This window comes from Denitrificimonas halotolerans (assembly GCF_034259425.1).
Lineage (GTDB): Bacteria > Pseudomonadota > Gammaproteobacteria > Pseudomonadales > Pseudomonadaceae > Denitrificimonas > Denitrificimonas halotolerans.
In genome coordinates this window covers 1-20,413 of sequence record NZ_JAXIVU010000026.1, presented here as the reverse complement: position 1 = coordinate 20,413, position 20,413 = coordinate 1, and the positions used below count along the sequence as shown (strand labels likewise).

At 46.0% G+C, this 20,413-nt stretch carries 15 protein-coding genes and 1 riboswitch; of the genes, 12 read left to right on the top strand and 3 right to left on the bottom strand.

The features are described from left to right. Positions 1-36 precede the first annotated feature (36 nt). Together aceE and aceF are read left to right on the top strand one after the other, a co-directional pair. A complete protein-coding gene (gene aceE / locus TOI97_RS12365; protein ID WP_321554444.1) occupies positions 37-2,691 on the top strand; it encodes a pyruvate dehydrogenase (acetyl-transferring), homodimeric type in 2,655 nt (884 codons plus the stop codon). 11 nt (positions 2,692-2,702) lie between these two features. Beyond that, positions 2,703-4,316, top strand: a complete 1,614-nt coding sequence (aceF, locus tag TOI97_RS12360) for a dihydrolipoyllysine-residue acetyltransferase (RefSeq protein WP_321554443.1) — start codon at positions 2,703-2,705, stop codon at positions 4,314-4,316. 55 nt (positions 4,317-4,371) lie between these two features. Here aceF and trmL read toward each other — a convergent pair whose 3' ends face one another. After that, positions 4,372-4,833: a tRNA (uridine(34)/cytosine(34)/5-carboxymethylaminomethyluridine(34)-2'-O)-methyltransferase TrmL gene (gene trmL / locus TOI97_RS12355; RefSeq protein ID WP_321554442.1), complete on the bottom strand. Its 462-nt coding sequence runs from the start codon at positions 4,831-4,833 to the stop codon at positions 4,372-4,374. 264 nt (positions 4,834-5,097) lie between these two features. Here trmL and nadC point away from each other — a divergent pair, with 264 nt between their 5' ends. After that, positions 5,098-5,946, top strand: a complete 849-nt coding sequence (gene nadC / locus TOI97_RS12350; RefSeq protein ID WP_321554441.1) for a carboxylating nicotinate-nucleotide diphosphorylase — start codon at positions 5,098-5,100, stop codon at positions 5,944-5,946. 50 nt (positions 5,947-5,996) lie between these two features. Here the strand turns inward: nadC and TOI97_RS12345 are convergent, their stop codons facing one another. Next, the gene (locus tag TOI97_RS12345; protein WP_321554440.1) at positions 5,997-7,427 is read right to left on the bottom strand and encodes a TolC family outer membrane protein; all 1,431 of its coding nucleotides are present in this window, start codon (positions 7,425-7,427) and stop codon (positions 5,997-5,999) included. Positions 7,428-7,589: 162 nt separating this feature from the next. After that, positions 7,590-7,693, top strand: a riboswitch (TPP riboswitch). 69 nt (positions 7,694-7,762) lie between these two features. Here TOI97_RS12345 and thiC point away from each other — a divergent pair. Next, a complete protein-coding gene (thiC, locus tag TOI97_RS12340; protein ID WP_321554439.1) occupies positions 7,763-9,646 on the top strand; it encodes a phosphomethylpyrimidine synthase ThiC in 1,884 nt (627 codons plus the stop codon). 57 nt (positions 9,647-9,703) lie between these two features. Then, complete coding sequence (locus TOI97_RS12335; protein ID WP_321554438.1) at positions 9,704-10,327, top strand: NUDIX domain-containing protein; 624 nt, start codon at positions 9,704-9,706, stop codon at positions 10,325-10,327. A 44-nt stretch (positions 10,328-10,371) separates the two neighbouring features. On the opposite strand, the gene TOI97_RS12330 is transcribed toward TOI97_RS12335, so the two are convergent. Beyond that, positions 10,372-11,934, bottom strand: coding sequence for a bifunctional aminoglycoside phosphotransferase/ATP-binding protein (locus TOI97_RS12330; RefSeq protein ID WP_321554437.1), 1,563 nt, complete (start codon positions 11,932-11,934; stop codon positions 10,372-10,374). 113 nt (positions 11,935-12,047) lie between these two features. Between TOI97_RS12330 and mrcB the strand changes: the two genes are divergently transcribed. The 7 genes from mrcB (at position 12,048) to pssA (ending at position 20,252) form a co-directional block, all read left to right on the top strand. After that, on the top strand, positions 12,048-14,408 hold the full coding sequence (gene mrcB, locus TOI97_RS12325; RefSeq protein ID WP_321554436.1) for a penicillin-binding protein 1B: 2,361 nt from the start codon (positions 12,048-12,050) through the stop codon (positions 14,406-14,408). Between the two features lie 18 nt (positions 14,409-14,426). After that, positions 14,427-15,125, top strand: a complete 699-nt coding sequence (locus tag TOI97_RS12320; protein WP_321554435.1) for a tetratricopeptide repeat protein — start codon at positions 14,427-14,429, stop codon at positions 15,123-15,125. Beyond that, entirely contained in the window at positions 15,125-15,466 is a 342-nt protein-coding gene (locus TOI97_RS12315; RefSeq protein ID WP_321554434.1) for a YqcC family protein, read from the top strand. Before TOI97_RS12320 ends, TOI97_RS12315 begins: the two co-directional genes overlap by 1 nt. 546 nt (positions 15,467-16,012) lie before the next feature. Further along, positions 16,013-17,737, top strand: coding sequence for an acetolactate synthase 3 large subunit (locus tag TOI97_RS12310; protein WP_321554433.1), 1,725 nt, complete (start codon positions 16,013-16,015; stop codon positions 17,735-17,737). 2 nt (positions 17,738-17,739) lie between these two features. After that, a complete protein-coding gene (gene ilvN / locus TOI97_RS12305; protein WP_321554432.1) occupies positions 17,740-18,231 on the top strand; it encodes an acetolactate synthase small subunit in 492 nt (163 codons plus the stop codon). A 47-nt stretch (positions 18,232-18,278) separates the two neighbouring features. Next, on the top strand, positions 18,279-19,295 hold the full coding sequence (ilvC, locus tag TOI97_RS12300; protein ID WP_321554431.1) for a ketol-acid reductoisomerase: 1,017 nt from the start codon (positions 18,279-18,281) through the stop codon (positions 19,293-19,295). 123 nt (positions 19,296-19,418) lie between these two features. Then, positions 19,419-20,252, top strand: a complete 834-nt coding sequence (pssA, locus tag TOI97_RS12295; RefSeq protein ID WP_321554430.1) for a CDP-diacylglycerol--serine O-phosphatidyltransferase — start codon at positions 19,419-19,421, stop codon at positions 20,250-20,252. The last annotated feature ends 161 nt before the right edge of the window (positions 20,253-20,413 follow it).

The window sequence follows — 20,413 nt, the reverse complement described above, 5'->3', positions numbered from 1 at the left end:
CCATCATCAAATAGACCCTCAGTTTGGGAGCGAAACATGCACGATTTAGATCCGGTGGAAACACAAGAATGGCTGGATGCTTTGGAATCTGTCCAAGCGCATGAAGGTGAAGAACGCGTTCATTATCTTTTATCACGATTGGGTGAGTTAGCCAGTCGAGATGGCGTACGTCTACCACATGCCATTACAACGCCTTACCGTAATACAATCCCTGTGACTCACGAAGCACGTATGCCGGGTGATTTGTTTATGGAACGCCGCATCCGTTCGCTAGTGCGGTGGAATGCTTTAGCAATGGTTATGCGCGCTAACCAGTCTGATCCAGATTTAGGTGGTCATATTGCAACCTTTGCTTCCAGCGCGACTTTATATGACATTGGTTTTAACTATTTCTTTAAGGCACCGACCGAGGAGCACGGCGGTGACTTAATTTATTATCAGGGGCATGCGTCACCAGGTATTTATGCGCGCTCATTTTTAGAAGGGCGTTTAACCGAAGAGCAGCTTGATAGTTTCCGTCGTGAAACCGATGGTCAGGGTTTGTCATCTTATCCGCACCCATGGTTGATGCCTGATTATTGGCAGTTTCCTACGGTATCTATGGGCTTAGGTCCAATTCAGGCTATTTATCAAGCGCGCTTTATGAAGTACCTTGAGCACCGCGGGTTTATTCAGCCAGGTAAGCAAAAAGTTTGGTGTTTCTTAGGTGATGGTGAGACAGATGAGCCGGAATCCTTAGGTGCGATCTCCCTTGCGGGTCGTGAAAAACTGGACAACTTAATCTTTGTGATTAACTGTAACCTGCAGCGGCTTGATGGACCTGTACGTGGTAACGGTAAAATCATTCAGGAACTTGAGGGTAACTTCCGTGGCGCTGACTGGAATGTCATCAAAGTGCTTTGGGGTCGCCATTGGGATCCATTATTTGCAAAAGACACTGATGGTGTAATGCAGCGCCGTATGGACGAGGCTTTAGATGGTGACTATCAGAACTACAAAGCTAATGATGGTGCTTTCGTACGTAAAGACTTCTTCGGCACTGATCCACGTTTAGAAGCACTCGTTGAAGACTTAACCGATGATGAGATTTGGAAACTGAATCGAGGTGGCCATGATCCATTCAAGGTGTATGCAGCTTACCATGCAGCGGTAAATCATAAGGGGCAGCCGTCGGTAATCTTAGCTAAAACGATTAAAGGCTATGGTACTGGTACTGGAGAAGCGCAAAACATCGCTCACAATATTAAAAAAGTTGATTTGGAAAGCTTAAAAGGTTTCCGTGATCGCTTTGATATTCCTGTATCTGACGAGAACATTGAAAGTCTACCGCTTTACCGTCCGGCAGAAAACAGCCCAGAGATTCGTTATCTTAAAGAGCGTCGTGAGGCATTGGGTGGTTTTGTACCGCAGCGCCGAACTAAGAGCATGAGTATTCCAACACCGCCCTTGGAGACTTTAAAAACCATTTTAGATGGCAGTGGTGAGCGTGAAGTGTCCACCACCATGGTGTTTGTCAGAATTCTTGCACAATTACTCAAAGACAAAGATCTAGGTAGTCGTATCGTTCCAATCGTACCTGATGAGGCGCGTACTTTTGGGATGGAAGGTATGTTCCGCCAACTTGGTATTTACTCTGCGGTAGGGCAGCTTTATCAGCCGGTCGACCATGGCCAGGTGATGTACTACAAAGAAGAGAAAAAAGGTCAGATTCTAGAGGAGGGCATTACTGAGGCTGGTGCGATGTCAGCTTGGGTTGCGGCTGCTACGGCTTACAGTAACCACAACCAACCAATGTTACCCTTCTACGCGTTCTACTCCATGTTTGGTTTCCAGCGCATTGGTGACTTAGCTTGGGCTGCCGGTGATATTCGTGCTAGAGGTTTCTTAATGGGTGGAACTGCAGGCCGTACAACTTTGAACGGTGAAGGTCTGCAGCACCAAGATGGTCACAGTCATATTTTGGCTGGCACTATTCCTAACTGCCACTCTTATGATCCTGCCTATGGTTATGAAATGGCGGTGATTATCCGTGAGGGTGTACGTCAAATGCTGGAGTTACAGCAGGATCGCTACTACTACATCACTATGATGAATGAAGCGTATCAGCAGCCTGCGATGCCTGATCGTGAAGGTATCGAAGAGGATATTATTCGCGGTATGTACCTGCTCGAAGAGGACAAACGCAGCAGTGATTTGCATGTCCAGTTGTTAGGTAGCGGTACGATTTTGTTGGAAGTACGTGAAGCAGCTAAAATTCTTCGTGATGAGTTTGGTATTGGCGCGGATATTTGGAGTGTCACGAGCTTTAACGAATTACGTCGTGACTGCTTAGACGTAGAGCGCTGGAATCGCTTACATCCGCGTGAAGAGATGCGTTTGTCACACATTGAAACATGCTTACAAGACCGACGTGGTCCAGTAGTTGCTTCAACTGACTATATGAAACTCTATGCAGATCAAGTACGTCAGTGGGTGCCGCAAGAGCAGTATAAAGTATTGGGTACAGATGGTTTTGGTCGCAGTGATTCACGTAAGAAGTTACGTCACTTCTTTGAAGTGGATCGTTACTGGGTTGTCTTAGCAGCACTAGAAGGACTGGTTGCCCAAGGGCAGCTGGATGCACAAGTGATGATTGATGCCATGGAAAAATTTGGTATTGATGCAAATAAGCCTAATCCACTGGACTGCTGAGGAGAGCGACGATGAGTGAATTAATTCGCGTACCCGACATCGGTACAGGTGAAGGTGAAGTCATTGAAATCTTTGTCAAAGTAGGCGACCGCATTGAAGCGGAGCAAAGCCTACTGACATTAGAATCAGACAAAGCCAGTATGGAAATTCCTGCGCCTAAAGCAGGAGTGATTAAAAGCTTGGCGGTTAAGTTGGGTGACCGGCTGAAAGAAGGGGATGACCTGCTTGAGTTGGAAGTGGAGGATGCTGAGCCAGCCATTGAAACTCCAGCTGAACCTGAGCCCGCAGAGCAGAAAACAGCAGCCCCAGCAGCACCGTTGCCAAGCGTGGCTGAAGTGGCTGCAGAAAATGTGATTGAAGAGATACATGTGCCAGATATTGGCTCAGCAGGTAAAGCACGTGTTATTGAAGTGTTGGTCGCTGTTGGTGATGAGATTAGCGAAGACCAATCATTGATCACTTTAGAGTCAGACAAAGCCAGTATGGAAATTCCTTCGCCAGTTAACGGTGAAGTGGTAGAGGTTCTGGTGCGTTTGGATGCTGAAGTGGGCACTGGAGACTTAATTTTTAAAGTTAAAGTTGCACAAAACGCGCCTGTTGCGGCCTCTGTTGTTGCAGAACAAGAGTCCACAAAACCTGAGCCGGCACCGGCAAAACCAAGTCCAGCAGTATCTGTTGCGCCTGAGTCAGCGCCAGTGGGTAAGAAGCGTAAAAAAACCAGCACTGCCCATGCGGGCCCAGCCGTACGTAAATTAGCGCGTGAGTTCGGAGTGGACTTAGGCTTGGTGACAGGTACTGGGCCGCATAAGCGCGTGATGAAAGAAGATCTTCACGCTTATGTCCAAGCAGTATTGAATAAGCAAGCCAACGGTACGCTTGAGCAGGGCAGCGGTATTCCGGCTGTGCCAGAAGTGGACTTCTCACGCTTTGGTGAAATTGAAGAAGTACCTATGACGCGTTTACAGCAAGTAGGTGCTATGAACTTGCATCGTAGTTGGCTCAACGTGCCACATGTGACCCAGTTTGAGTCGGCAGATATTACTGAGCTGGAGGCGTTCCGTGTCGGGCAAAAAGGGGTTGCTGAAAAGGCCGGTGTTAAACTGACGATTTTGCCATTTTTATTAAAGGCCTGTGCACATCTGTTGCAGGAAATGCCAGACTTTAATAGCTCGTTAGCACCTAGTGGCAAAGCATTGATTCGCAAGAAGTATGTGCATCTAGGTTTTGCTGTTGATACACCCGACGGTTTGCTTGTTCCTGTAATTCGAGATGTTGATCAGAAGAGCCTATTGCAATTGGCCGGAGAAGCTGCGGAACTGGCTGACAAGGCGCGTAATAAAAAATTACGTGCTGAAGATATGCAAGGTGCTTGTTTTACTATTTCTAGTTTGGGGCATATTGGTGGTACTGGCTTTACGCCGATTGTGAATACACCTGAGGTGGCTATTTTAGGTGTATCCCGCGCTACCATGCAGCCGGTTTGGAATGGTGAAAGCTTTGATCCACGCTTAATGTTGCCGTTGTCCTTATCTTACGATCACCGTGCGATTAATGGTGCAGCTGCAGCACAGTTCACGCGACGACTTAGTGAATTGCTAGCAGAAATACGCGGTTTACTTCTGTAAAACCGATTATCCCAATTAACACCCCGCTCAGGCATATTGCTTGGCGGGGTGTTTTTTATTGTTGAGTGAAGTTTAATTGACGCCAAGCTTCGTAGACAGCAATAGCCACAGTATTAGATAGGTTCAGACTGCGTGAGCCTTCACGCATAGGCAAACGTAATCGTTGTTCTGGTGCTATGCTGTTGCGCACATCATCTGGCAGTCCGCGAGTTTCTGGGCCGAAAATAAAAGCATCACCATCTTGGTATGTAACTTCTGCATAATTACGTGAGCCTTTTGTGGTGAAAGCAAATAAGCGCGGTTGATTAAGGGCATCTAAGCACGCTTGCAAGTTCGCGTAGCGTTGTACATTGGCAAACTCTTGGTAGTCCATCCCCGCACGGCGTAGTCGTTTATCATCAAAGACAAAGCCTAAAGGTTCAATTAAATGTAGATTGCAACCGACATTAGCGCAAAGACGGATAATATTGCCGGTATTGGGTGGGATTTCTGGTTCAAAGAGGATGACGTGAAGCATGCTGAATCCTGATAAGAAAATAAACAACAATTCTACATTGGAATTGTTGTTTAAGAGACACTGAGCATACCTATCGTTAGGGTATTCATGAAGCACACCAGTCGGTGGTGGCGGTATGCTAAGGCTGCATACTAAGGGTTGGTGACTAAGCTTATCTATGTGGTTGTGTAAAAACATTTGGGCAAGTTGTGCTATTGCCTACAGGCTTACTATGAATACGAGGTTAAGGCTTTATAATCATTGTAATTTATCGAGGAGTAGAACATGGCGAACCTTTTACTTGAGCAGTTGACTGAAGAGATTAAAGCTAATGTGCGTATTGCATTGGCAGAAGATATAGGCTCTGGTGATATTACTGCGCAGCTGATTCCTGCTGATCAGCAGGCCAGTGCCCGAGTGATTACTCGTGAGCCGGCAGTGATCAGTGGAGTCGCTTGGGTCAATGAAGTGTTTCGTCAAGTAGATAATAAGGTTAAGGTCAACTGGTTGGTGTCTGATGGCCAGCGTGTTGAGGCTAATGATGTGTTGTTTGAGCTCGAAGGGAAAGCGCGCTCCTTATTAAGTGGCGAGCGAGCAGCGTTAAACTTTTTACAGAGCTTATCGGCTGTAGCTACGCGTAGCCAGTACTTTGCCGACATGGTCGAAGGGACTGGGGTGAAATTGTTAGACACCCGTAAAACTTTGCCAGGTTTGCGCTTAGCACAAAAATACGCGGTGACGTGCGGTGGTTGCCATAACCACCGTATAGGTTTGTATGATGCATTTTTAATCAAAGAAAATCACATTGCTGCCTGTGGTGGTGTTGCAGCAACAGTGAAGGCTGCGCACCGTATTGCACCTGGTAAACCGGTTGAGGTGGAAGTGGAGAATCTTGACGAGTTGCGTGAAGCGCTGGCTGCTGGCGCAGATATTATCATGCTAGATGAGCTGAGTTTGGAGGATATGCGCACTGCAGTAAAGCTTGCAGCGTCCAAGGTAAAGTTGGAAGCTTCAGGCGGAGTCAATGAGCAAAGTATCCGTGCGATTGCTGAAACGGGTGTGGACTATATTTCGTTGGGTACTTTGACTAAAGATATTAAAGCCATCGATCTTTCGATGCGTTTAAGTCTTTAAGTATTATAGGTTTAAAAGGCTGCCCTGTTCTCTGCAGGGCAGTTTGATCTTTAGCGGCGCCGTAAATTCGCTTCAATAGCTTGATCTAAGTCAGGCGGCAAGAAATCTGTATCTGGATTGTAATCAGGATTTAAGTAAGTAGATAAGGCTTGCAAGTTGTCAGGGCTGAGAATGCCTGCGGTTTGCTGTAAACGAAGATTATTTAAGATGTAGTCATAGCGCGCATTGTTGTAATTACGTACTGCTGCATATAGATAGCGTTGTGCGTCTAACACATCAACAATATTGCGTGTGCCCACTTCATAACCAATTTGTGTGGCTTCTACTGCGCTTTGGCTAGAAATAATTGCTTGTTTGAGTGCTTGTACCTGCTCTACATCGGTATTCACCGCGCGATGAAAATTACGTGCATTTTGTACTGTTTGGCGGCGTAAGCTTTCACGCATTTGCTCAGTTTGATCTAAGCGGTAAACGCCTTCACGCACTTGGGAGCTAGTCATCCCCCCCGTGTACAATGGAATGTTGAGTTGAATGCCAATACTGCTTTGTTCTGCTTTGCCATTATAGAGTCTAGCATTTGGGCTGTTGACGAATCCTAGAGGATCATTGTCCCCTTTTTTATATTGAGCAATTGCATCAACCGTTGGGGCATGGCCCGACTTACGTTGTTTGACGCTATCTTGTGCTGCTTGTACTGCGTAGTTAATGGCTTGCAGTTGCAGATTCTGCTCGGTAGCTGTATTAACCCAAGCCGTGGCATCGTTAGGTTGTGGGGGGAGTACAGGTAAGCTGTGCTTCACACCTTCTAGCGCGGCGAAGTCCATATTGGTCAGGGTGTTTACTGCTTGAAAAGCATCACTGACCATGCGTTCAGCGACCATGCGGTTGGCGCGCGCAGCATCATATGCCGCTTGGGCTTGTAGTACATCAGTTTTGTCAGATAAACCAACATCGAAGCGCTCGCTGGCTAAATCATATTGACGTTTAAAAGCTTTCTCTTCCGCGCGACTTGCGGCTAAGTTGTCTTGAGCGCGCAGCACAGAGAAATACACTTCTGAACTTTGCAGAATTAAATGCTGTTCAATAGCAGACAATTCAAGAGCAGACTGTTTGTTGCTTGACTGAGCTGCTTGGAGTTGGTACCAGCGCTCTAGTCGAAATAAGGGTTGGCTGAGAGTTGCTTGATAAACTAGGCCGCTGCGTGAAGCGGCCGTGGAGCCCATAGATGTGTCAACTTTGCTTCGGCTGTTGGTGTTGCTAGCACCTGCACCTAATTGTGGTAGTAAGCCAGCACGCGCCTGTGGTACACGTTCGCTTTGCGCTAAGTAGTCGGCGCGTGCTGCCGCCAAGTCTGCATTGTTTTCAACAGCCAGTTGATAGACTTCAAGCAGGTTCACTTTGTTTTGAGTATTTGCTGCTGCATAGGCAGAGGTTGAACCCAAAACTGTAGCTATAACAAAAGTAAGCGACAGAAGACGCATCGTTAATATCCTAGATTGCATAAATATAAATAATTTTAAGGCTACGGCCAGTTATTGAGCGGGTCAAGCAGGTCGTTATGAAAGAAAATAATATATGCTTATAGAGTAACACTGACTTTAGTTTACTTGCAGTTTAGATGAAGTGCTGAGTAGACTGCCTATTGATTCTTGTCGGGGTGCTCTGCAGAGAGCTGAGATCGGTTAATCCGGGTCCCGTTGAACCTGATCGAGTTAATACTCGCGTAGGAAACAAGATAAGCTTGCCGTAAGGTAGGCCTGCCTATGTCCGCTGGTTCCCCCGACGCTTTTATTGTGTTTTTTGGAGAACCAAACGCATGACGCACACCGCTTCAGAGTACCTCAGTAATACAGCCCAAGTAGATCAGCAGTCGATCCAACCTTTTCCCAATTCGCGTAAAGTTTATGTGCAAGGGTCACGCCCTGATATTCGGGTGCCGATGCGTGAAATCAGCTTAACTCCGACCCATACCGATGAGGGCCTTGAACAGCATGCGCCAGTATTAGTGTATGACACCTCAGGACCTTACACCGACCCCAGTATTAGTATTGATGTACGTAAAGGTTTGCCTGCAGTACGCAGTGCATGGATTGAAGAGCGCAATGACACTGAGCTGCTGTCTGGACTCAGTTCTGAGTATGGTCAAGAGCGTTTAAATGATCCTGAATTAACTAAAATGCGTTTTGCTGAGATTCGGAATCCTCGACGTGCTAAAGCAGGTAAAAATGTTACGCAAATGCACTATGCGCGTCAGGGCATCATTACCCCGGAAATGGAGTTTGTAGCAATTCGAGAGAATATGAAGCTTGAAAAGGCACGTGAAGCGGGATTGCTTGATAATCAGCATCCTGGGCAAAGCTTTGGGGCGAGTATTCCTAATGTTATTACGCCGGAGTTTGTTCGGTCAGAAATTGCTCGTGGTCGTGCCATTATTCCAGCCAACATCAATCATCCTGAGTTAGAACCCATGATTCTTGGGCGTAATTTTTTAGTGAAAATCAACGGTAATATTGGCAATAGCGCTTTGGGATCGTCCATTGAAGAAGAGGTTGCCAAGCTCACCTGGGGGATTCGATGGGGATCAGATACCATCATGGATTTGTCCACAGGTAAAAACATACATGAAACTCGTGAGTGGATTATTCGTAACTCGCCGGTTCCAGTTGGCACTGTACCAATTTATCAGGCCTTAGAAAAAGTTGATGGGATTGCGGAAAATTTAACCTGGGAAATTTTCCGAGACACCTTAATTGAGCAAGCAGAGCAGGGTGTGGATTATTTTACGATTCATGCCGGAGTATTGTTGCGCTATGTGCCACTGACCGCTAAACGTGTTACAGGAATTGTCTCCCGAGGTGGTTCTATTATGGCCAAGTGGTGTTTAGCGCATCATAAAGAGAACTTTCTTTATACGCACTTTGAAGAGATCTGCGAGATCATGAAAGCTTATGATGTGAGCTTTTCTTTAGGTGATGGTTTGCGTCCAGGGTCAGTAGCTGATGCCAATGATGCAGCGCAATTTGCTGAGTTGGAGACATTGGGGGAGTTGACGAAAATTGCTTGGAAACATGATGTGCAGTGTTTTATTGAGGGTCCAGGGCATGTGCCTATGCACTTAATTAAGGAAAATATGGACAAGCAACTGGAGTGTTGTGATGAGGCCCCTTTTTACACTTTAGGACCACTAACCACTGATATTGCACCAGGCTATGATCATATTACTTCAGGTATTGGTGCGGCGATGATTGCTTGGTATGGCTGTGCGATGTTGTGCTATGTCACACCTAAAGAGCACTTAGGTTTGCCGAATAAGGATGACGTGAAAACAGGAATTATCACTTATAAAATAGCTGCTCATGCTGCTGATTTAGCAAAGGGGCATCCAGGGGCTCAGTTGCGTGATGATGCTTTAAGCAAGGCGCGTTTTGAATTTCGTTGGGAGGATCAATTCAATTTAGGTTTAGATCCCGATACAGCGCGTGCATTCCATGATGAAACCTTGCCTAAAGAATCGGCTAAAGTAGCGCATTTTTGCTCTATGTGTGGCCCGAAATTCTGTTCTATGAAAATTACCCAGGAGGTACGTCAGTACGCGAAGGATAATGGTTTAACAGATGAGCAACGGGCTATTGAAGCAGGCTTTAAAGAGCAGGCCTCACGTTTTCGTGAAGAAGGGTCTATTATTTATAAGCAGGTTTAAACACTTAGAAGGTTATTAAGGTGGCCATAATGGCCACCTTTTTTATGAGAGGTATGTATGTTAAAGCGCGCAATGAACGGTGCTGATGATGTTGAAATTGAACGACGAGAGCGTTGTTTTCAAGGATTTTACCAGTTGGATCGTGTGGAATTAAAACATCGCTTATTTTCTGGGCAGATGGGGCCGCGTATTTGCCGTGAATTGTTTGTCCGACCTGATGCAGTTTGTGTTTTGCCATATGACCCTCAGACCGACTCAGTGGTGCTTGTTGAGCAGTTTCGTATCGGTGCGCTAGATAAAAGCGCGGAGCCTTGGTTGTTAGAAATTGTTGCTGGTTTAATTGATACCGATGAGATGCTGGAAGATGTTGCACGCCGAGAAGCCATTGAAGAAGCTAATTTAGAGCTGCACGAGTTGATTCCTGTTACGAGTTATTACCCATCACCTGGTGGATCAGACGAGCGTGTCTATCTATATGTGGGGCGTTGCTCAACTGAGGGTGTAGGTGGAGTGTTTGGTGTGCCGGAGGAAGGGGAGGATATTCGTGTACACGTCTGGCCGTTAGAAGATGCACTTGCTGCAGTACAAAATGGGCGTATTGATAATGCCGCAAGTATCATTGCCTTGCAGTGGTTAGCGTTGAATAAGCAACAGATTAGAGCAGACTGGCTGGCACTTTAATATGGGCTTGGCTGCATCCTAGTAGAGGCAGCCAAGGGTTTAGATTAGAGACCAGGTAAACGGCTGCGGATTTGTTTAATTAAATTATCTAAGGTAGCCGCATCGTGAGTGTCAACTCTGTAGCTTTGCGTAACTTCAGTAGGAGTGAGAGGTTCTAAATGTTGACGCTGTGCCAAAATGACTTCCTCTGTAGCATCTGAGGGGTCTAGGCCTTCTGCTTGGCGTTGCTTGAGCCAGATTGAAATCACTTCATCTGGCGCTTGGCAATCAAGAATCAAGAAAGGTGCACCTGTTTTCTCTGCAATTTTCCATGCATCTTGGCGTTGTTCTTCTTTCAGATAAGTGGCATCAATTACTACTGGAAATCCTGCAAGAAGTGCGGTTTCGGCAAGATCATGAAGGCGTTGATAGGTTGCTGCACTAGCATTTGGGTTATAGATCCCTCCGCCTAAGATATTTTGAGCACTGGCATCTTGCTCACCAAATAAACGCTTACGCTCAAAATCAGAACGAAAGCGTAAAGCGCCTAAAGCTTCTACTAAACGCATTGCTACGGTGCTTTTGCCTACGGCGGAAATGCCATGAGTAATAGCGAGTAGTCGTGAGGGAATGGCACTGTAGCTTTCCGCGAGGTTGGCGTAGCTACGATATTGACGAACAATTACAGCGCGTTGTACAGGGTCATCTTCTTGGTCTAGACGAAATAAGTTAACTTTGCCACGAACCATTGCACGGTAGGCTTTGTAAAAATTGATCAGCGGCATAGCTTGGTAGTCCCCTGTCAGCTCTAGCCACGTACTGACAAAGCGGCGAGACAAAGGTTTTAAACCGCGGTCTTCTAGGTCCATAGCCAAGAAGGCAGCATCTGATGCCACATCAATTAAACGGAAAGGTTCGTTAAACTCAATGCAGTCAAACAACATAACTTCGCCGTCTAACATGGTTGCATTACCTAGGTGAATATCACCATGACACTCACGAATGGAACCATTGTGGCGACGCTGTTCTAATAAAGGAAGTAAGCGAGTAAAGCTGTCTTCAGCCCAAGCTTCTAGCGCGTCCAACTGCTGTAGGTCTGCGGGCTCGTTAAGAAGTGGACGGATTTGCTCAAAGTTTTGACGAATAGGTGCCATAATTGCATGCGGATCACCTAGAGGGTGTTCTGCTGGAACTTGTGGGGCCTCATCGTGAAAACGAGCGATTTGTTTGGCTAGTGCGTCAATGTGCGTTTCACAAAGCTCGCCACGTTTTTGCATATCGCCTAAAAGCTGGGTTTGTGGAAATTGGCGCATTTTTACTGCGTATTCGATCGCTGGTCCGTCACCGTTGAGTTGAGGGGCATCAATGGAGCCAGTAATAGCAACGACTTCGAGATATAAACCGTCTGTTAAACGCTTGTTAAGGCGCACCTCTTCGCTGCAAAAGTGTTTACGGGCCTCAACATCGGTAAAATCTAAAAATCCAAAGTTAACGGACTTTTTGATTTTGTAGGCATAGGAGCCAGTTAAGATAACCCATGAGATATGTGTTTCGATAACCTGGAACTCTTCGACAGGATGCGGAAAGATCGCAGGGTTTTGTAAGGCGTCAATCAGGGCTTGAGTCACAGATAATCCTTGAGAGTAATAAAATAGTGGCTGCATTATGGCAACTGTTAGCCGCTCTGCAAACTATATCAACATGCATTTTTAACTGAAATAAAACAGGTGTAATGAGTCGCATGAGTAAGAAACGAAACGCTAAGCCAACTAAAAAGTCAGCAAAGCAGCATCATGCAAAAGCTTCTAGCCGTTGGTGGGGCTTATTTATTAAGCTTTTTATGATCGCGCTGGTTCTGCTTGGCGGCGTACTTATTTACCTTGATGCTATTGTGCAAGAGAAGTTTTCGGGTAAGCGTTGGACAGTTCCCGCTAAAGTTTATGCACGACCATTGGAGCTGTTTGCAGGCCAGAAACTGAGTAAAGATGACTTTTTAGTGGAGCTCAACGCTTTAGGTTATCGTACAGAACGAGCAGCTAATCGACCAGGAGGTATTTCGGTCAATGGTAATACGGTTGTTTTGCATACTCGTGGCTTCCAGTTTTATGAAGGGCCGGAGCCCGCTCGAGCTATGCAGGTCCGTTTTTCAGGTAACAGTATTGCTAGTCTAGCTCATGCCAATGGTCAACCCTTAGCTGTGGCACGACTTGAACCTCTGTTGGTAGGGGGGTTGTATCCGGCTCATCAAGAAGACCGTATTTTAATTCGCCTAGATCAAGTGCCGGAATTGTTGCCGAAAACTCTGTTGGCCGTTGAGGATCGCGAGTTTTATAAGCACCATGGTGTATCTCCTAAATCTATCGCACGAGCGATTTGGGTGAATACTACATCGGGTTCTGTACGCCAAGGGGGAAGTACATTAACTCAGCAGCTAGTGAAGAATTTCTTTTTAACGAACGAGCGTACGCTGACACGTAAAGCAACAGAAGCACTCATGGCGATTCTAGTAGAGCTGCATTACAGCAAGGAAGAAATTTTAGAAGCCTATTTAAATGAAGTATTTTTAGGTCAAGATGGCCAACGTGCAATTCATGGTTTTGGTTTGGCCAGTCAGTACTTTTTTAGTCAGCCATTGGCTGAACTGCAATTGCATCAGGTGGCTTTGTTGGTCGGAATGGTTAAGGGGCCGTCCTATTATAATCCGCGCCGCCACCCAGAGCGGGCTCTGCAGCGTCGTAATTTGGTGATTGATTTGCTTGTAGAGCAAGGTGTGGTTGATGCTGAGCAGGCAGAAACGGCTAAACAGCGTTCTTTAGGTATCACTAAACAAGGCACGTTAGCCAATACGACTTACCCGGGTTTTGTTGACTTGGTTAAGCGCCAGTTACGTGAGGATTATCGTGAGGAAGACTTGACCGAAGAGGGGTTGCGTATTTTCACCAGTTTTGATCCGATTTTGCAGCGCAAAGCTGAGGCGGCGCAGACTAAAACCTATAAGGAGCTTGCAGGCCGTCGAGGAATTAATGAAGTCGAGTCAGCAATGGTAGTGAGCAACCCTGAGACGGGTGAGGTATTGGCTTTATTGGGAAGTCGCTCACCGAGATATGCCGGCTTTAATCGTGCGCTCGATGCAGTACGCCCCATAGGCTCGCTGATTAAGCCTGCAATTTACTTAACGGCGTTAGAGCAACCCCAGCAATACTCGCTGACCCACTATATTCAAGATGCATCATTTGCGGTGAAAAGTCGTAGCGGTCAGGTTTGGCGGCCGCAAAACTACGATCGTAAAGAGCATGGCACAGTATTTTTGTATCAAGGCTTAGCACAGTCTTATAACTTGTCGACAGCGAAGCTTGGAATGGAGCTAGGAGTGCCGCGAGTTCTGCAAACCGTACGTAAATTGGGTGCGGAGCATGATTGGCCTGCTTATCCATCTATGTTGTTAGGCGCGGGTAGCTTAAGCCCTATCACCGTGACGGGAATGTATCAAACCATTGCTAACGGCGGGTTTAATACACCGCTTCGAGCAATTAGAGATGTTTTAACTGCAGATGGCGAGCCGCTAGGGCGTTATCAATACAGTGTTGAGCAGCGTTTTGATGGTGGTGCAATTTATTTAACTCAAGAAGCGATGCGACGAGCAATGACCGAAGGAACAGGACGTTCTGCATATAATCGTTTGCCTTCGTCTATGGTTGTTGCAGGTAAAACAGGTACCAGTAATGATTTGCGTGATAGTTGGTTTGCAGGTTTCGGTCAAGATCTGTTGGCTGTAGTTTGGATGGGGCGTGATGATAATGGGCAAACTTCATTGACTGGTGCTAGTGGGGCTTTGCGGCTATGGGCAAACTTTATGCAGCAAGCGCAACCCAGCTCTTTAAATAGAACGCCACCCAGTAATGTCGTGATGGCTTGGGTCAATGCTTATTCGGGGGAGGGTAGTGCGCAGGGCTGTCCAGGTGCAGTTCAAATGCCTTATATTCGTGGTAGCGAGCCGTTGCCAGGGGAGTCTTGTGACGAGCCTGAGAGCTTTGATCCAAATAAGCAGCTGCCTGCACCTGTTGAATCGGTCAAAAGTTGGATTCGCAGTTGGCTAAATTAATTTTAACGAGGATTCAATGTGAAGAAACAAGCAACAGTATTAGTAGTGCTAGCAGTTTTGTTAACGGGGTGTGCGACAGGTACTCAGCAGCGGTCAATACCCATTGTGGAACGAGGTGGTCCGCTGACCCCTGGGGTGATGCGCGATAGCCAAGCACGTCAGGCTCAGTTTCCGCAGTCAGAGCGAATTGAGGCTGAAATAGTGACTCAAAATGAGGTTGAAACTGTACGTACTTATGCAGTGCCTCATGCGCCTATAGGTGGGATTACGGTGAGCAGTCCAGAGAATGCTGTTCCCACTTATGAGGACGCGACGAATCCGATTTCAAATACCGGTGCTGATATGTCACGTACCCCCATTGGAGGGCAAACGAGTCTTGCGGCTGATGAGCAGTTGGCTGGGCCTGTATTAGCGCTGTTGACCACTGCAAAGCAGCAGCAGGGTGGCGGTGACCTCAATAGTGCCGCTTCAAGTCTTGAGCGAGCGCAACGCATAGCTCCGCGTGAGCCGCAGGTTTTTTACCGCCTTGCTGAAGTACGATTAGAACAAGGTGATGCAGCTCAGGCGGAGCAATTAGCTCAGCAGGGCTTGCGTTATAGTGATGGACGTCCAACGCTGCAGGCTGGTTTGTGGGAGTTAATTGCAAAAGCAAGGGCACAGCAGGGTAATCATACCGGTGCGCAAGAGGCACAGCGACGAGCAAGGGTTCATTTATAATGGCTAGGCAGAGTAAAGTTCGCGTATTAGAGCTGCTTTCTGAGTTGGAAGCAGAGTTACAAGCATTGGGGTGGTGGGAAGCGCAGGCTCCGAGTAAGTTGGCTTTACAAAGCCAACAGCCATTCTGTGTGGATACGTTGGAGTTTTCGCAGTGGCTGCAGTGGGTTCTTATACCTCGTATGCATAGTTTAGCCATGTCTGAAGATGCATTGCCGAGTCAGTGTGCTATTTATGAAATGGCTGAGGTAGTCTATCGCGAGCAGTTAGCTGTGGTAGCGAACTTGTTACGCTGTTTAAAACATATTGATACTACCGTTGTCGCTTCACATGTATTGCATTAAGAGTGGGGAGACGTGGCACGTTAAATCAACTGCGATCTTGTTGGATGATTTTGTGGGTGTAAGCTGTATTGAAGAATGAGTAATTGAGTCAGCTTGGATCGTCAAATTCTAAAATGCACGGTATGGTGTGACCCAAACAAGGTCTTTAGCAGATAACATAAATATAGGTAGTAAGAGGTTGCGTATTTACCCTGTTACTACCTATCATATGTAGACAATAGCCTAAGAAAAGAGAGAGATTTCTTATAATCACTTGACTTGAGGCTACTGAATCCGAACAATTCAGAGTTTGCTGTAAGACTGGCCTCAAAAAGGTGCTTATAGCTTTATGAGTTCATGAGGTGCGTACCCGTGCCGCCCGCTATACCCGTATCGCGTTACCTCGCGCTGGGTGAGGAATCTTTAGACATTCGGGTTTCTCTATGCTGCTTAATTCAGGTAGTAGGGTAGTCGGCAATCACCGTCACCCATGCTGCGAATAACAGCAACCTACAATCAGATTACCCTTGATGAAGGGTGGAATTCTGGCGTTTTAGAGGTGTTACTGTGGAACTTTTATCCGGCGCAGAAATGGTTGTGCGCTCACTGCGTGACCAAGGCGTTAAGTATATTTATGGCTACCCAGGTGGGGCCATATTGCATATTTATGATGCATTATTTAAAGAAAAATCTTTGACACACATTCTTGTGCGTCATGAGCAGGCTGCTACTCACATGGCTGATGGCTATGCTCGAGCAACTGGAAAAGCGGGTGTTGTCTTTGTAACTTCAGGCCCTGGCGCAACTAATGCGATCACTGGCATCGCTACAGCATTTATGGATTCGATCCCCATGGTGGTGATCTCGGGGCAGGTTGAAAGCCGTATGGTCGGAACCGATGCTTTCCAAGAAACTGATATGATCGGAATCTCGCGTCCTATCGTTAAGCACAGCTTTATTATTAAGCATCCTTCAGAAATCCCTGAAGTGATGAAAAAAGCTTTCTATCTGGCAGAGTCAGGTCGTCCAGGACCTGTCGTCGTTGATATCCCTAAGGATATGACCAACCCGATTGAAAAGTTTGAGTACAGCTATCCTAAAAAAGCTAAGCTGCGCTCTTACGCACCTGCGACGCGCGGACATTCGGGGCAGATTCGTAAAGCTGCAGAGATGTTATTGGCTGCCAAGCGTCCAATGATGTACTCCGGTGGTGGTGTGATTTTAGGTGGTGCTGCAAAACAGCTCACAGAAATTGCTCAATTGTTAGATATTCCTGTAACCAATACTTTAATGGGGTTGGGTGGATATCCTGGTAACGATCGTCAGTTTTTAGGCATGCTAGGTATGCACGGTAGTTATACCGCGAACTTAGCCATGCACCATTGTGATGTATTGTTGGCTGTAGGTGCGCGTTTTGATGATCGTGTGATCAACGGCGCAGCAAAGTTCTGTCCGAATGCAAAGATCATTCATATTGATATTGATCCTGCGTCAATTTCGAAAACTATTAAAGCTGATATTCCAATTGTGGGCCCGGTTGATAGCGTATTAACCGATATGCTTGCGGCATTAAAAGATATTGGACGTAAGCCGGATGCTGATGTTGTAGCGAGTTGGTGGAAGCAAATTGACGAATGGCGTGGTAATGGCAAGCTATTCCCATACGATAGTGGTGACGGATCTATTATTAAGCCGCAAACAGTTATTGAAACTTTGTGTGAAGTGACTAATGGAGATGCATTTGTTACTTCAGATGTTGGTCAGCACCAAATGTTTGCAGCGCAATACTACCGTTTCAATAAGCCTAATCGTTGGATTAACTCTGGTGGCTTAGGAACGATGGGTTTTGGTTTCCCTGCTGCTATGGGGGTTAAGTTGAGCTTCCCAGACGATGATGTTGCGTGTGTGACGGGGGAGGGCAGTATTCAGATGAATATTCAAGAGCTGTCAACCTGTTTGCAGTATGACTTGCCAGTGAAAATTATTAATTTGAATAATGGCGCGTTAGGCATGGTGCGTCAGTGGCAAGATATGGTTTATAACAGCCGCTATTCACATTCCTACATGGAGTCATTGCCTGACTTTGTGAAGCTGGTTGAGTCTTATGGGCATGTTGGTATCCGTATTACTGACTTGAAAGATTTAAAACCAAAAATGGAAGAAGCGTTTGCGATGAAAGATCGCCTCGTATTCTTAGATATTCAAGTAGATACCAGTGAGCACGTGTATCCAATGCAAATACGTGATGGTGCGATGCGTGATATGTGGCTCAGCAAGACGGAGCGTACATAATCATGAGACATATCATTTCATTACTAATGGAGAATGAGCCGGGGGCTTTGTCACGAGTGGTGGGCTTATTCTCGCAGCGTAACTATAATATTGAAAGCTTGACGGTTGCTGCGACAGAAGACCCAACCTTATCGCGTTTAACCTTGACCACGGTTGGTCGGGAAGAGGTGATTGAGCAAATCACTAAAAATCTGAATAAGCTGATAGAGGTTGTTAAATTAGTCGATCTTTCAGAAAGTGCACATATTGAGCGCGAGTTAATGTTGGTTAAAATTAAAGCCAGCGGTGCTCAGCGTGCAGAAATCAAGCGAACCGCTGATATTTTCAGGGGTCAGATTGTTGATGTTTCGCCGAGTTTGTACACCGTACAGTTAACTGGTACAACCGATAAGTTGGATAGTTTTATCCAGGCTGTAGGTCCAGCTTCTATTTTGGAAGTGGTGCGTAGCGGTGTAACTGGAATTGCGCGTGGCGATAAAGTTTTAAGCCTTTAAATTAATAGTATGGAGGGTAAAGACCTTCCAGCATTACGGAGTGTTTTATGAAAGTTTACTACGATAAAGATTGTGACCTATCGATCATTAAGGGTATGAAGGTTGCCATTATTGGTTATGGTTCACAGGGTCATGCGCATGCATGCAACCTGCAAGATTCTGGTGTTGATGTAACTGTTGGTTTGCGTGCTGGTTCTTCTTCTATTGCTAAAGCTGAAGCGCACGGCCTTAAAGTTGCTGATGTTGCTACAGCAGTTAAAGCAGCTGACGTAGTAATGGTTTTAACTCCGGATGAATTCCAGGGACAATTATATAAAGAAGAGCTAGAGCCAAACCTTAAGAAGGGTGCAACCTTGGCTTTTGCGCATGGTTTCTCTGTGCATTACAACCAAGTGACACCGCGTGCAGACCTTGATGTGATCATGATTGCACCAAAAGCGCCAGGCCACACTGTACGTTCTGAATTTGTTAAGGGTGGTGGTATTCCTGATTTGATCGCTGTTTATCAAGACGCTTCTGGTAATGCGAAGAACGTTGCGCTGTCCTATGCAAGCGGCGTAGGTGGTGGTCGTACAGGTATTATTGAAACAACTTTTAAGGATGAAACTGAGACTGACTTATTCGGTGAGCAGGCGGTTCTTTGTGGTGGTACCGTTGAGCTGGTTAAAGCTGGTTTTGAAGTATTGGTTGAAGCTGGTTACGCTCCAGAAATGGCCTACTTTGAGTGCTTGCACGAGTTGAAGTTGATTGTTGACTTAATGTTCGAAGGCGGTATCGCGAACATGAACTACTCCATCTCTAACAACGCAGAGTACGGTGAGTATGTGACAGGTCCAGAAGTAATTAACGAAGAGTCACGTGCCGCAATGCGTAATGCGCTGAAGCGTATTCAGAATGGTGAGTATGCGAAGATGTTTATTACTGAAGGCGCAACAAACTACCCTTCAATGACCGCATATCGTCGCAACAATGCTGCACACGGTATTGAAGTTGTTGGTGAAAAACTGCGTGCTATGATGCCGTGGATTGCTGAAAATAAAATTGTAGATAAAACCAAGAATTGATTTTTTCTTACAATTGAAAAACGCGGCTTAGGCCGCGTTTTTCGTTTTAGGCATGTGTTTAGTATAAAATACTCAGGTTGCCAGATAGATTGGCTTATTCAGCAGAGAAGTTTAAGGAAGTTTATGAATCAGCGTCCTGAAGAGAACGATAAGACGTCTTCTATTGAGAGCTTGTTACCTATAGATGAGCATGTCGAGGAAGGCCATGATAGCGAAGGCCGTAAGGTGCGACATAAGGGTGTTTATTTGCTGCCCAATTTATTCACTACAGCCAATTTGTTTGCTGGTTTTTATTCGATTATGTGCGCGGTCAGTGGTAGTTTTAATATTGCTGCTGCAATTGTTTTTATCGCGATGGTGCTTGATGGTCTTGATGGGCGAGTTGCGCGTATGACGAATACACAAAGTGCCTTTGGTGCTGAGTATGACTCATTGTCAGATATGGTGGCGTTTGGTTTAGCACCAGCTATTTTAGCGTATCAGTGGGCGCTTATAGAAATGGGTAATGTTGGTCTGACCATATCCTTTATTTATGTGGCGTGCGCAGCTTTGCGATTGGCGCGATTTAATACACAAATTGATGTGGTAGATAAGCGTTGGTTTATTGGATTAGCAAGTCCAGCGGCTGCTGGGGTTGTGGCAGGTATGGTTTGGGCTGTTTGGGCCGTCAGTGATGTGGGTATTGCTGGAGTGGAGCTCCCTTTTGCGGTCACTATGCTTTTTGCAGTTTTGGTCGCATTGTCAGGGCTGCTGATGGTGAGCAATATCAAGTACTACAGTTTTAAAGATCTCGACCTTAAAGGGCGGGTGCCTTTTGTAGTGATTTTGGTTGTTGTGTTGGCTTTCGCTGTAGTCTTGAGTGATCCGCCGCGGATTTTATTAATGGTCTTTCTTGTTTACGCCTTGTCTGGTCCAGTGCAGTATGTGTTACGTATGCGAAGAGGTGGGGTAAAGTAGAAAAAATTGATGTGTTAGTCTTTTTTTAAAAAAAGGCTTTACAGCTTTTTAAAAACCTGTAGAATGCGCACCTCGTTAGGCAAACACAGTAATAACTGCTTAGCGTAAGAGTTTGATTCTTAAGGAAAAATCTTAAAAATTAAACTTGACAGGCTGAAGTT

Excerpts from the sequence above, each read along its gene's own strand:
- thiC (WP_321554439.1), top strand. The coding sequence starts at position 7,763 with ATGACGCACACCGCTTCAGAGTACCTCAGTAATACAGCCCAAGTAGAT.
- aceF (WP_321554443.1), top strand. The coding sequence starts at position 2,703 with ATGAGTGAATTAATTCGCGTACCCGACATCGGTACAGGTGAAGGTGAA.
- TOI97_RS12345 (WP_321554440.1), bottom strand. The coding sequence starts at position 7,427 with ATGCGTCTTCTGTCGCTTACTTTTGTTATAGCTACAGTTTTGGGTTCA.
- ilvC (WP_321554431.1), top strand. The coding sequence starts at position 18,279 with ATGAAAGTTTACTACGATAAAGATTGTGACCTATCGATCATTAAGGGT.
- TOI97_RS12315 (WP_321554434.1), top strand. The coding sequence starts at position 15,125 with ATGGCTAGGCAGAGTAAAGTTCGCGTATTAGAGCTGCTTTCTGAGTTG.
- trmL (WP_321554442.1), bottom strand. The coding sequence starts at position 4,833 with ATGCTTCACGTCATCCTCTTTGAACCAGAAATCCCACCCAATACCGGC.
- nadC (WP_321554441.1), top strand. The coding sequence starts at position 5,098 with ATGGCGAACCTTTTACTTGAGCAGTTGACTGAAGAGATTAAAGCTAAT.
- pssA (WP_321554430.1), top strand. The coding sequence starts at position 19,419 with ATGAATCAGCGTCCTGAAGAGAACGATAAGACGTCTTCTATTGAGAGC.
- TOI97_RS12335 (WP_321554438.1), top strand. The coding sequence starts at position 9,704 with ATGTTAAAGCGCGCAATGAACGGTGCTGATGATGTTGAAATTGAACGA.
- mrcB (WP_321554436.1), top strand. The coding sequence starts at position 12,048 with ATGAGTAAGAAACGAAACGCTAAGCCAACTAAAAAGTCAGCAAAGCAG.
- ilvN (WP_321554432.1), top strand. The coding sequence starts at position 17,740 with ATGAGACATATCATTTCATTACTAATGGAGAATGAGCCGGGGGCTTTG.
- aceE (WP_321554444.1), top strand. The coding sequence starts at position 37 with ATGCACGATTTAGATCCGGTGGAAACACAAGAATGGCTGGATGCTTTG.